The organism is Lacinutrix sp. Hel_I_90, assembly GCF_000934685.1.
Lineage (GTDB): Bacteria > Bacteroidota > Bacteroidia > Flavobacteriales > Flavobacteriaceae > Lacinutrix.
In genome coordinates, this window is sequence record NZ_JYNQ01000001.1 from 2932937 (window position 1) to 2946818 (window position 13882).

The window sequence follows — 13882 nt, forward strand, 5'->3', positions numbered from 1 at the left end:
AAATGATACCCTTATCGTTCAAATAGGGGCACTACATGAAGACCCAATAACGTTAATAAAAAGCACCTCGCCTAGAGGTGCTTTTTTTATACAATAGACTAGTATCAAATAATTGTAGATTGTCCTAAATGAATATTACTAAAATTAATACTCGTATCATTTGGGTTACTAATAAAATCAGCAATAAAATCACCGACTTTTGAGGTTGTTACATTGTCATAAATGCTGTTTAAATCGGGAGTGGTAATATTTAATTTTAACGATTTTTCCACACCAGTTCTTATCATTTCTGCTTCATCATGCAATTCAAAATGTTCTAATAACATGGCAGCACTTAATATAGAAGCGATAGGATTAGCTATGCCTTTTCCTGTTGCTTGCGGGTAAGACCCATGAATAGGTTCAAATAGCGCATATTTGTCTCCAACCGATGCCGAGGCCAATAGGCCAATCGAGCCACCAATCACACTCGCTTCGTCACTAATAACATCACCAAATAAGTTTTCAGTTAATATAACATCAAACTGTCTTGGGTTTAAAATCATTTGCATGGCTGCGTTATCTACAAATAAAAAGTCGAGTGCAACATCTGGATACTCACTTTTTAACTCAGTAACCACTTTACGCCACAAACGCGACGTTTCTAGTACGTTTGCTTTGTCTACTAAAGTGACTTTATGGCGTCGTGTTTGCGCTGCTTTAAAAGCCAAGTGAGCTATACGCTCTATTTCGTAACGCGAATATTCGCATAAATCGGAAGCCGTATTGCCATCATCGCTTAACTTCTTTTCACCAAAATAAATACCTCCTGTTAACTCCCTATAAATACTAATATCTGTATCGGCAATAATCTCTGCTTTTAGCGGCGATTTATCTAAAAGCGTATCGTAAGCCCTTACAGGTCTTATGTTTGCAAATAGGCCTAATTCTTTTCGTAATTTCAACAAACCTTGTTCAGGTCGTACCAAAGCACTTGGATTATTGTCATATTTTGGGTCGCCAATGGCACCAAACAAAATGGCATCACTCGATTTACATAAATCTAATGTAGCATCTGGTAACGGATTATTATGTGCGTCAATAGCAACCGCGCCAACTAACGCCTCTTTAAATAAAAAAGCGTGGTCAAATTCTAAAGCAATCGCTTTTAATACTTTTATGGCCTGGTCAGTGACTTCTGGACCAATGCCATCTCCTGATAAAACAGCTATATTTAATTTCATAGGTAATCTCTTTTGTCATTCCCACGACAGTGGGAATCTTTTTTAGTTTATATTTTAATTCTTTTTTGTATGACCTTTTACGCTTGTCTGTCAGGTTTTTAATCCCGAAGTTTCTGAAATAGGATCACGTAAAGTGGTGCTTTTCACAGGCGCTCTTTTCAAGGCACTGCAATCTTGATGTTCCAGACTTAATCTTTCCTGCAGACTAATAACTCCGTTTTTTTTCAAAAGCAGTAATGCTGTCTTTTTTACTTAATAAATAGTCAATATCATCATACCCATTGATCATACAGGTTTTCTTGTAAGCATCAATATCGAAGGTTTCTTTAAAAGAAGTGCCCTTAACAGAAAGGGTCTGTGCTTCCAAATTCACCTCTAAAATAGTGTCTGGTTTTTCTGTTACTTCGGCTAATAATACCTTCAAGAACTCTGGTGACACCTGAACAGGCAACAAGCCATTATTTAGGGCATTGCCTTTAAAAATATCTGCAAAAAAACTAGACACAATCACTTTAAAGCCAAAATCACTCAAAGCCCAAGCCGCATGTTCTCTACTAGAACCGCAACCAAAATTATCGCCAGCGACTAAAATACGGCCTGAGTATTTCGGGTTATTTAAAGTAAAATTTTCGTTTTCAGAGCCATCCTTATCATAACGCCAATCTCTAAAAAGGTTATCGCCAAAACCTTTTCGATCTGTTGCTTTTAAAAAGCGCGCAGGGATAATTTGATCTGTATCGATGTTTTCAATGGCTAATGGGATAGCTCTTGATTGTAATGTTGTAAATTTTTCCATTCTTTGTTCCCGTCACAGTGGGAATCTGTTTGATTATACTTCAATTTTTAAATATACTTCGACTGCGCTCAATACAGGCGAGCTCAGTGTGACATTCACTTCGACAAGCTTAGTGTGACATTCACTTCGACAAGCTCAGTGTGACATTTATTCGTTTTTATCATGCCTGCGAAAGTGGGAATCCGCATCTTAATTTAATTGTTTCATGATATCTACAATCCTGCCTTCAACTGCAGTAGCAGCAGCCACCAACGGACTCGCTAAAATAGTACGAGACCCTTGACCTTGACGTCCTTCAAAATTTCTATTAGATGTTGACACGCAATATTCTCCTTGCGGAATTTTATCATCATTCATCGCTAAACAAGCACTACACCCTGGTTGGCGTAATTCAAAACCAGCGGCATCAAAAATGTCTTTCAACCCCTCTTCAATAATTTGAGCTTCCACTTGTTTGCTTCCTGGTACTAACCAAGCCGTTACGTTGTTAGCTTTTTGTTTGCCTTTAACGTAGTTGGCAGCGACTCTAAAATCTTCGATTCTTGAATTAGTACAACTGCCTATAAACACAAAATTAATAGGTTTGTCAATTAAAGATTCTCCTTTCTTGAAATCCATATACGCTAAAGATTTTTCAAAAGAGGCATCATTTAAAGTCGGAATATTTTCAGTTATTTTTATACCCATCCCTGGATTGGTGCCATACGTTACCATAGGTTCGATAGCTTCAGCATCAAAGCTGTATTCCTGATCAAAAGTCGCACCTTCATCAGTTGGCAAGGTTTTCCAATAGGCTACTTTTTTATCGAAAGCAGCACCTTTAGGAGCGAATTTTCGATCTTTTACATACTCATAAGTAGTTTTATCTGGTGCTATCATGCCACCACGTGCTCCCATTTCAATACTCATATTACAAACGGTCATTCTGCCTTCCATCGACATGTTTTCAAACACCTCTCCGGCATATTCGCAGAAATAGCCTGTACCTGCATTGGTACCTAATTTTGCTATAATATAAAGAATGACATCTTTAGGTAAAACCCCGTTCTTTAATTTACCATTAACCGATACTCTCAAACTTTTCGGTTTTGATAATAATAAACATTGGCTGGCAAAAACTTGAGCGACTTGACTCGTTCCAATACCAAAAGCAATGCTGCCAAAAGCCCCGTGTGTTGAGGTGTGTGAGTCACCACAAACAATAGTCATCCCTGGTTGGGTGATGCCTAATTCAGGAGCCATAACGTGAACGATGCCATTGTATTTATGACCTAATTCGTATAAGGTAATATTATTTTTTTTGCAGTTTTCAGAAAGTTGCCTCAGTTGGTTTCTGGACAGCGCATCTTTAACTGGTAAATGTTGATCTTGTGTAGGCGTATTGTGGTCTGCAGTAGCCACAATTTGATTAGGACGAAAGACAGGAATGTGACGTTGTTCTAATTCATTAAAAGCTTGCGGACTTGTCACCTCGTGAATTAAGTGCTTATCTATATAAAGCACTTGCGGACCATTATCAATAGTATCTACTACGTGCGCATCCCAAACTTTATCAAAAAGTGTTTTTTTCAATTTGTTTATTTTTTTTTATTGCTCTCGAGCCCAATCCCGAAGTTTACGGAAGAGTGCGGGAATCTTATATTTTTCTCTTGAATTTCAGAGGAGTAATCTTAGTTTTTATGCAGAAATAATTTCTCTGTAAACCGTACTCGTCTCAATAATTTGATGAATATCATTATCGTTAATTTCCTTTTTCTTATCAGCAAAATAAAGGAAATTCGCGTAGACATCATCTAATTGCAATTTGGTTAATTCATAACCTACATTTTTTGCACGGTAGGCTAAAGCAGCTCTTCCGCTTCGCGCCGTTAATACTATTGCAGAGTCTGTAACGCCTACATCTTTTGGATTTATGATTTCATATGTGTCACGATTTTTAATCATACCATCTTGATGAATTCCAGAACTATGAGCAAACGCGTTTGCACCAACAATAGCTTTATTTGGCTGTGTATAAATGGCCATACTTTCACTCACTAATTGGCTTAAGCCATAAAGCATTTGGGTATTTATATTCGTTTCTAAATCCAAATAAGGGTGTTGCTTTAGTACCATAACCACTTCTTCTAAAGCCGTATTACCGGCACGTTCACCAATACCATTAATCGTACATTCAATTTGTCGGGCACCATTAATAACACCTTCAATAGAATTAGCGGTGGCCAAACCTAAATCGTTATGGCAATGACAGGATAAAATCGCTTTCTCTATACCTTTCACGTTTTCCATGAGGTACTTCATTTTTGCACCGTATTCACTGGGTAAGCAATAACCAGTAGTGTCTGGAATATTTAAAACCGTAGCACCAGCTTTTATAGCGGCTTCGCATACGCGAGCAAGATATTCATTGTCTGTACGTCCAGCATCTTCGGCATAAAATTCTACGTCCTCGACAAAAGATTTTGCATAAGCCACAGCATCATAAGCACGTTTGATGATGTCTTCTTTATTCGATTTGAATTTGAATTTAATATGTGAGTCTGAAGTGCCAATTCCAGTATGTATTCTAGGTTTTTTTGCAAATCGAAGGGCTTCCGCAGCAACTTTTATGTCATTTTTCACGGCACGTGTTAGTCCGCAAACGGTAGCATGTTTCATTATTTTAGCAATGGCTTCTACCGATTTAAAATCTCCTGGACTAGAGACGGGGAAACCCGCTTCTATTACATCTACACCCAACAGATCAAGTTGTTTTGCGATGACGACTTTTTGCTCTGTATTTAATTTACAACCAGGAACCTGTTCACCATCACGAAGGGTTGTATCAAATATTTGGATGTGTTCTTTCGACATTTTGTAAAAATTATTTTTGTATTGTAGTACTAAGTTATACTTTGGTTGAAAGTTTAGAAGCGCTCGTTTTTTGTTTCTTACGATGTTCAACTAAATAAAGTGGATCAAAACACTTGATAATCAGATATATAACCTCATTTTCGATTGATGACTAGAGATCAAAAAGATAATTTGTTTTTATTGGTTAAGTCCTTGACTAAATCTGAAAAGCGACAATTTAAATTGTACGTGGGACGATTGGATGTCAATGCCGACTCCAAATTTCTAAGCGTTTTTAATGTTTTAGATAAAATGAGTGTGTATGATGAGGCCGCTATTTTAAAGACCACCAATGTTAAAAAGCAGCAATTAGCAAATGTAAAAGCACATTTGTATAAGCAGATTTTAATTAGCTTGAAATTAAATCCATCACATCAAAACGTGCGTTCTCAAATTAGAGAACAACTGGATTTTGCTTCTATTTTATATCATAAAGGGCTCTATAAACAAAGCTTAAAAATTCTTGATAAAGCAAAAGAGATTGCCATTATTAACGAAGAAAAAAACCTCGCCTACGAAATTGTAGAACTGGAAAAAGTTATCGAATCACAATACATTACCAGAAGTATTAGTACGCGTGCAGATGAGTTGACCACACAAGCCAAAGCATTAAGTGAAGCCAATGTGATAACCAGTAAGTTGTCAAACTTATCGCTACAATTGTATAGTATTTTTTTAAGAACAGGTTATGTAAGAAGTGAGGAAGAAAGTAAATGGATAAGTGACTATTTTGAAGATAAGCTTCCTAAGTACGACATTCAGAAATTAGGATTTAGAGAAAAATTATGGCTTTACAAAGCGCATTTGTGGTATAGTTTTTTGATGCAGGATTTTTTGAACTGTTATAAATATGCCTTAAAATGGGTGAGCTTATTTTATGATAACCCAAATATGATTCAGTTGAATCCTGTGTTCTTTTTAAAGGGAAATAACTATTTATTAGAAGCGTTATTTTTTCTAAAAAACAGAACTAAATTTGAAGAATTTCTAAATAAATTTGAAACTATTGTTGCAAATAAAACCTTTCCAAAAGATGAAAATGTAGAGTCTTTAGCGTTTTTGTATATTAATTTGAATAAAATTAATATACATTTTATTGATGGCTCCTTTGAAGACGGCTTGTCTTTAATCCCGAAGATCGAATCTAATTTAATTCAGTATAAAAACCGAATAGACGAGCATCATGAAATGACCTTTTATTATAAATTTGCCAGTTTACATTTTGGTGCTGGAAATAATAAAAAGGCCATCACGTATTTAGATAAAATCATCTCAAATAAAACCTTGACCATTAGAGAAGATTTATTGTGTTTTTCTCGCGTATTAAATTTAGTGGCGCATTATGAAGCCAGTTTAGATTTTCATTTAGAAACTTTATTAAAAAGCACCTATACTTTTTTAATTAAAATGAATGACCTTCATGAAGTTCAAAAAGAAATGATAAAGTTCATTAGAGGATTACAAGATATTTATCCCCAGGATCTTAAAAAAGCATTCATAGAACTGCATAAAAAATTAAAAGTCTATGAAGACCATCCGTTTGAGGGACGTGCATTTTTATATTTAGACGTTATTTCATGGTTGGAAAGTAAGATTGACAATAAGCCTGTTAATCAAGTAATTAGAGAGAAGTATTTGGCCGAGTTTGCTAGTCGGTAATTATTTATTTTGAAAAGTTTATCAAAAAATATTTGGATAATAACTTTTTGTGATGCAATATTTGCACTCACAAAGTTCAATTATTTATTGAAATGTTATCAAGAAAGGCCGAGGGATTAGACCCATTGAAGCCTTAGCAACCCTTTAAATTTATTAAAGAAGGTGCTAAATTCTACTTAAAGACGCGATTCATTTATCGCCGAATTGGATAGATAACCAAAACGTAATCACTCCTCTGTGGTTATTATTTTCTTTTTAACATTTTTCTATTAAATACGTCAGTGATGACGCATTTGACTTTTGTTTTAATCGTGCTTTCACTAGCACCCATTTATTAACTCAAAAAATTAGAAAGATGAGTACACAAAAATTCGCAACTAAAGCGTTGCACGCAGGACACGACACAACTAAAAATGGAGGCACCAGAGCAGTGCCAATTTATCAATCTACAGCTTATGTTTTTGATGATTCCGATGATGCAGCAGGACGTTTTAACCTCTCGATTCCAGGCTTTATTTACACCAGATTAAACAATCCTACAAACGCTGTTTTAGAACAGCGTATTGCCACTTTAGAAGGGGGTATTGCAGCAGTGGCAACGGCCTCTGGTACGGCAGCAATTTCAACAACATTGCTCACGCTTTTAAAAGCGGGTGATCATATTGTAGCGTCTAGTAGTTTGTATGGCGGGACGTACAATTTATTAAGTGTCACCCTGCCTAGACATGGAATTACAACCACGTTTGTAGATCCATCAGATCCAGAAAATTTTAGTAAAGCAGCCCAAGAAAATACACGCGCTATTTTTGTGGAGTCTTTAGGGAATCCTAAATTAGATGTATTAGATATTGAAGCCATTGCTAAACAAGCTAAAGCGCACAAAGTGCCTTTTATTGTTGATAATACAGTGGCGACGCCCTACTTATTAAACCCTATTGCGTATGGTGCAGACATTGTTATTCATTCTTTAACAAAATACATTAACGGAAACGGGACCTCGCTTGGCGGTATTATCGTTGATGCTGGAACTTTTGATTGGACTAATGGTAAATTCCCGGAATTCACAGAGCCATCTGCAGGGTATCATGGTTTGGTATACAGTGAAGCTATTGGCCCAGCGGCATTTATTGCAAAAATAAGAATTGAAGGGCTGCGTGATTATGGTGGTGCATTGAGCCCCTTTAATGCGTTTCAAATCATTCAAGGTTTAGAAACTTTAGAACTGCGTATCTTAAAACATAGTAGTAATGCATTAGCGCTGGCTAAATGGTTACAAGAACAGCCAGAAGTCACCTGGGTAAATTATCCAGGTTTAGAAGACAGTAAATACAAGAAATTGGCAGATCGATATTTGCCAAATGGTCAAAGTGGTATTGTTACTTTTGGAGTAGCGGGTGGCTACGAATCGGCTAAAACCATTGCAGACACCACAAAATTGTTTTCATTATTAGCGAATATAGGCGATACCAAATCATTAATCATTCATCCAGCAAGTACAACACATCAACAATTAAGCGATGAAGCACAGGAGAGTACTGGTGTTACTAAAGATTTAATTCGTTTGTCTGTAGGTATTGAAAATATCGAAGATTTAAAAGCAGATTTAAAAGAAGCCTTTGAAGTCGTTAAAAAGACCGTTTTAGCTTAAAAATAATTTTAGTTATTTAATTGAAACAGCTCCGCATCTTATAGCAATAAATGATGCGGAGTGAATTTCTAATATATTAAAATGAAAGACTTACAATACTTAAGCATTATAAATTACGTAAACCATGGAGGGAAGGCGGCAAACTTGAAACTGTCTTATCAAATCTTTGGCCAAGCATTAAATACAGCGCCAGTCGTGTTAGTAAATCATGCCCTTACAGGAAACAGTAATGTTACAGGAGACAATGGATGGTGGAAAGAAATCGTTGGCGATGCTAAGGTTATAGACACTAATAAATATACTGTTGTAGCATTTAATATTCCAGGAAATGGATACGACGGTACCAGTATTGAAAATTATAAAGACTTTGTGGCAAGAGATATAGCAAAACTGTTTTTAATTGGTTTAGAAAAACTAAGAATAGAAAAGTTATTCGCTATAATTGGTGGCTCATTAGGAGGAGGTATCGCATGGGAAATGGCTGTTTTAAAGCCAGATTTAGCTGAGCATTTAATTCCTGTAGCAACCGACTGGAAATCGACTGATTGGTTGATGGCAAATTGCCAGATTCAAGAGCAGTTTTTAGTGAATTCTAGCAATCCTGTGCATGATGCACGTATGCATGCCATGCTATGTTATCGTACGCCAGAATCATTTAAGGAACGTTTTCAGCGCTCAAAAAATGAAGAATTAGAGTTGTTTAATGTTGAGAGCTGGTTGCTGCATCATGGTAATAAATTACAGGAGCGTTTTCAGTTGTCTGCCTATAAATTAATGAATCAGTTATTGCGAACGATTGATGTTACTAAAGGGAAAGAGAATGTCGCAAACATTCTTGATACTATTAAGTCTAAGATTACCATTGTTGCGGTAGATTCTGATTTGTTTTTTACAGCTGAAGAAAACAGAGAAACTCAAAAGCAATTAGCACTAACACATCCAAATGTAACTTATAATGAAATTAATTCCATACATGGTCATGATGCGTTTTTAATAGAATTTGAACAACTCGAAACTATTATTAAAGGCGTTTTTAAGCCTAATACTGAAGAAAAAAGAATGAAAATATTGAAGTTTGGAGGGAAATCTCTGGCTAACGGAGAAGGCTTAAGTCGTGTTATTTCTATTATAGAAAGTAAAGTGGAAGCTGAAGAGAAAATTGTAGTCGTGGTTTCTGCAAGAGGAAACACAACAAATGAACTCGAAGAAATCTTAGAAAAAGCAGTTAAAAATGAAAGTTACCAAGAGCAGTTAGCGACTTTTAAAAACTATCAAAACGCATTAAATAGTGCTGACTTTTCAGAAGAATTTTCAAGACTGGATAGTCTTTTTGAAGGGGTGAATTTATTGGGAGATTACAGTCAAAAAATTAAAGACGAAGTCTTGGCGCAAGGCGAATTAATGTCGGCAAAACTCATTTCATATTTGCTAAAAGAAAAACATATTAACGCAAAAACAGCAGATGCCAGAACGCTAATAAAGACCGATAATACTTATGGAAATGCAAAACCAATCGATGCTTTATCTAAAAAGAACGTTATCGCGTATTTTAAACAAAATAATGGTACAACTGTAAATATTGTGACAGGTTTTATTGCCTCAAATAATGAGAATAGAACAACAACTTTAGGAAGAAATGGAAGTAATTATACAGCCTCTTTATTAGCCAACTATCTAGACGCCGAAGAATTACAAAATTATACGCATGTTAATGGTATTTATACAGCAAACCCAGAATTGGTGGCAGATGCGAAGAAAATAGAGGAACTCTCATTTACTGAAGCTAATGAACTAGCTAACTTTGGAACGACCATTTTACATGCAAAGACCATCATCCCGTTAATTGAAAAGAATATTCCTTTGCGTATTTTAAACACTTTTAATCTAGAAGATAAAGGAACCGTTATTACTTCAAAATCCAGTAAAAAGGGTATTCGTTCATTGTCCGTTTTAGACCATATGGCTTTGGTAAATATCGAAGGGCGTGGATTGTTAGGTAAAGTTGGCGTAGATGCAAGGATTTTTAAAGCACTAAGTCAAGAGAGCATTAGTGTTAGTATTATTTCTCAAGGCTCTTCAGAGCGCGGTATAGGTCTGGTAATTAATGCTGAAAAGGCAAGTAAAGCAGTCATCGCTTTAGAACGTGAATTTGAAAACGATTTTTATTCTCAAGACATTAATAAAATTAGTGTTGTTGATAATGTTGCTGTTATATCTATCATTGGACAAGATTTAAGCGCCTTTCATAAACCCTTTAATGCGCTCATTAAAAATCAAATAATCCCAATACTATTTAATAACACCATTACAGGTGAAAATGTGAGCGTTGTGGTTAAAAAATCACAATTACATAAGGCTCTAAATGTTATTCACGGTGAAATTTTCGGAATTTCAAAAAAGATAAACCTTGCCATTTTTGGTCACGGTTTGGTGGGGAGTGCACTCATTGACCAAATTATTGCATCAGCTAAAGATATTGAAAAGCGGAAAGGTGTAAAGCTAAATATTTTCGTAATTGCTAATTCTAAAAAGGCACTATTCAAAAGAAACGGTGTCGATAAAAATTGGAAAGCAACACTTTCAAAAGAAGGAAAAGACTATACTATAAAAGATGTTTTCGATTTTGCAGAAACACAGCATTTAGAGAATTTAATTGCCATTGATAATACAGCGAGTATTGATTTTGTGTCCAATTACATCAAGTTGGTAGCATCAGGTTTTGATCTAGTGTCGTCTAATAAAATTGCAAATACTATCGCTTTAGAATTCTATGCTACTTTACGTGAGGCCTTAGCGAAACATCAAAAAACCTATTTGTATGAAACCAACGTTGGTGCAGGTTTGCCATTAATTGATACGATTAAATTATTGCATTTGTCAGGCGAAAATATTGTAAGAATTAGAGGTGTTTTTTCGGGTTCTTTAAGTTATTTGTTCAATCGGTTTTCTTCTGAGGCCCTACCATTTTCAAGCCTATTAGAAGAGGCTTTAAACAAGGGGTATACAGAACCAAATCCTAGGGAAGATCTAAGTGGGAATGATGTCGCTAGAAAATTATTAATTCTGGCTCGTGAGTTAGATTTACACAATGAATTAAGCGATGTCAACATTGAAAATCTCATTCCAGAACAGCTAAGAGAAATAGATACGGCTAATTTTCTAAAACGATTTGATGAGATGGACGCCGTGTTTCAAAAGAAAAAAGAAGCTCAAGAAGGAGATCATGTGTTAAGGTATATTGGTGATTTACATGGTGATTTAGCCAACGAAAATGGTGCTAAGTTGGACGTGAAATTAGTCTCTGTGCCTAAACAATCACCTTTAGGCGCATTAAAAGGAGCCGATTCTATTTTTGAAATTTATACGGAAAGCTATGGCGAAAATCCGATTGTTATTCAAGGCGCAGGTGCAGGTGCATCTGTTACAGCCAGAGGCGTATTTGGTGATATATTGAGGTTAACAGAAAAAAACAACTAGTTTTAAAATGAGCAGTAAACATATAGAAACAGAAGCGATACGAATACAAACTGAGCGGTCTCAGTTTTTAGAACACTCCACACCATTATATCTTACCTCAAGTTATCTTTTTGAAGATGCTGAAGATATGCGTGCTTCCTTTGCCGATGAAAAGCAGCGTAATATTTATAGCAGGTATTCTAATCCAAATAGCACAGAATTTATAGATAAAATCTGTAAAATGGAAGGTGCAGAAGGTGGTTATGCTTTTGCAAGTGGTATGTCTGCGGTCTTTTCTACATTTGCGGCTTTACTTAATGCAGGCGATCATATTGTGTCTTCACGGAGTATTTTTGGTTCTACACAAACCCTATGTAAAAATATTTTACCAAAATGGAACATCTCCACTAGTTATTTTAAAATTACTGAAATAGACCTAATAGAAAGTCTCATTCAGCCCAACACGAAATTCATTTATGCCGAAAGCCCTACAAATCCAACCGTTGATATTTTAGATTTAGAACGATTGGGTCAAATCGCGAAAAAACACCAGCTGCTTTTAATAATAGACAATTGTTTTGCGACACCCTATCTTCAACAACCCATGGCATTTGGAGCAGATTTAGTCATCCATTCTGCAACAAAATTAATCGATGGACAAGGTCGCGTACTAGGTGGTGTCACTGTAGGAAAAGCAGATTTGATTAAACAAATCTATTTGTTTTCCAGAAATACGGGCCCAGCATTATCTCCTTTTAATGCCTGGGTGTTATCTAAAAGTTTAGAAACCTTAGCGGTAAGAGTGGATAGACATTGTGAAAATGCGCTAAACGTCGCTGAGTTTTTAGAAAGTCAACCTAACGTTAAATTCGTAAAGTACCCTTTTTTAAAATCACACCCACAATACGCATTGGCAAAAAAGCAAATGAAAGCAGGAGGTAATGTTGTCGCTTTCGAAATTGAAGGCGGTATAGAGGCGGGCCGCAATTTTTTAAATGCGATCAAACTATTATCGTTGTCGGCAAACTTAGGCGATACCAGAACAATTGTGACGCATCCAGCCTCTACAACACATGCAAAAGTATCTGAAGAGGAAAGAGCCGATGCTGGTATTACTCCTGGTTTGGTACGCATTTCTGTTGGATTGGAGCATATAGAAGATATTATTAATGATATAAACCAAGCACTAAATAATGGCAAGTATTAAAGATGAAATACAAAAAAGAATTCTCGTGCTAGATGGGGCTATGGGTACCATGCTTCAGCAGTACAATTTTTCTGAAGCCGATTTTCGTGGTGAACGTTTTAAAGCATATCCTTCATCCTTAAAAGGTAATAACGACTTATTGTCGCTTACACAGCCTAGCGCGATAGCCGACATACATCGTAAGTATTTTGAAGCAGGAGCAGATATCGTAGAAACGAATACCTTTTCAGGAACAACGATTGCGATGGCAGACTATAACATGGAAGATCTGGTGTACGAACTCAATTATGAATCGGCTAAAATAGCAAAGCAAGTTGCTCAGGAATTTACGAATAAAGAACCTAATAAACCACGTTTTGTAGCGGGGAGTATTGGGCCAACGAACAGAACGGCAAGTTTATCGCCAGATGTTAATAGGCCAGAATATCGTGCCATAACTTTTGAGGCATTAAGGAAAGCCTACAAACAACAAGTAGAGGCATTAATTGATGGCGGAGTAGATGTGTTGCTAGTAGAAACAATTTTCGATACGCTAAATGCAAAAGCAGCATTATTTGCAATAGAAGAAGTTAAAGAAGAACGCGATTTAAACATTCCAATTATGATTTCTGGAACGATTACAGACGCTTCGGGACGGACATTATCAGGCCAAACGGTGGAAGCCTTTTTAACGTCAATTTCCCATATCGAATTATTGAGTGTTGGTTTTAATTGTGCGCTTGGCGCGCAGCAATTACAACCGTATTTAAAACGCTTGGCACACGAAACAAAATTTTACACTTCGGCACATCCTAATGCAGGCTTACCAAATGCTTTTGGTGAATACGATGAGTCGCCAAAAGAAATGCAAGGCTATATAGAAGCTTATCTTAAAGACGATTTAATAAATATTATTGGAGGCTGTTGCGGTACAAGTCCTGAGCATATTAAAGCCATTGCTGAAGTAGTAAAAAAATATAAACCAAGACAATTAGTTGTTAGTTATTAGTTTTCGGTTAATA

The 13882-nt window shown here is 36.0% G+C and carries 9 protein-coding genes and 1 riboswitch; of the genes, 5 read left to right on the top strand and 4 right to left on the bottom strand.

Features of this window, described 5'->3' with window-relative positions; all coding sequences use genetic code 11:
* Positions 1-104: 104 nt before the first annotated feature.
* The 4 genes from leuB to GQ46_RS12920 form a co-directional block, all read right to left on the bottom strand.
* Positions 105-1223, bottom strand: coding sequence for a 3-isopropylmalate dehydrogenase (gene leuB / locus GQ46_RS12905; protein WP_044402742.1), 1119 nt, complete (start codon positions 1221-1223; stop codon positions 105-107).
* 205 nt (positions 1224-1428) lie between these two features.
* Positions 1429-2019, bottom strand: a complete 591-nt coding sequence (leuD, locus tag GQ46_RS12910) for a 3-isopropylmalate dehydratase small subunit (protein ID WP_044402745.1) — start codon at positions 2017-2019, stop codon at positions 1429-1431.
* 189 nt (positions 2020-2208) lie between these two features.
* Entirely contained in the window at positions 2209-3591 is a 1383-nt protein-coding gene (gene leuC, locus GQ46_RS12915; RefSeq protein ID WP_044402748.1) for a 3-isopropylmalate dehydratase large subunit, read from the bottom strand.
* A 105-nt stretch (positions 3592-3696) separates the two neighbouring features.
* A complete protein-coding gene (locus tag GQ46_RS12920) occupies positions 3697-4872 on the bottom strand; it encodes a 2-isopropylmalate synthase (protein WP_082041762.1) in 1176 nt (391 codons plus the stop codon).
* A 147-nt stretch (positions 4873-5019) separates the two neighbouring features.
* On the opposite strand from GQ46_RS12920, the gene GQ46_RS12925 reads away from it, so the two are divergent.
* From GQ46_RS12925 to GQ46_RS12945, 5 genes are all read left to right on the top strand, one after another.
* Positions 5020-6570 (top strand): hypothetical protein, encoded by a 1551-nt coding sequence (locus tag GQ46_RS12925; RefSeq protein WP_044402751.1) that lies wholly within the window; start codon positions 5020-5022, stop codon positions 6568-6570.
* 92 nt (positions 6571-6662) lie between these two features.
* A riboswitch (SAM riboswitch) is annotated at positions 6663-6789 on the top strand.
* A 136-nt stretch (positions 6790-6925) separates the two neighbouring features.
* Entirely contained in the window at positions 6926-8218 is a 1293-nt protein-coding gene (locus GQ46_RS12930; RefSeq protein WP_044402754.1) for an O-acetylhomoserine aminocarboxypropyltransferase/cysteine synthase family protein, read from the top strand.
* Between the two features lie 81 nt (positions 8219-8299).
* Entirely contained in the window at positions 8300-11695 is a 3396-nt protein-coding gene (thrA, locus tag GQ46_RS12935) for a bifunctional aspartate kinase/homoserine dehydrogenase I (RefSeq protein WP_044402757.1), read from the top strand.
* 7 nt (positions 11696-11702) lie between these two features.
* Positions 11703-12881, top strand: coding sequence for a PLP-dependent aspartate aminotransferase family protein (locus GQ46_RS12940; protein WP_044402760.1), 1179 nt, complete (start codon positions 11703-11705; stop codon positions 12879-12881).
* Positions 12868-13869, top strand: a complete 1002-nt coding sequence (locus GQ46_RS12945; RefSeq protein WP_044402763.1) for a homocysteine S-methyltransferase family protein — start codon at positions 12868-12870, stop codon at positions 13867-13869. Before GQ46_RS12940 ends, GQ46_RS12945 begins: the two co-directional genes overlap by 14 nt.
* Positions 13870-13882 lie beyond the last annotated feature (13 nt).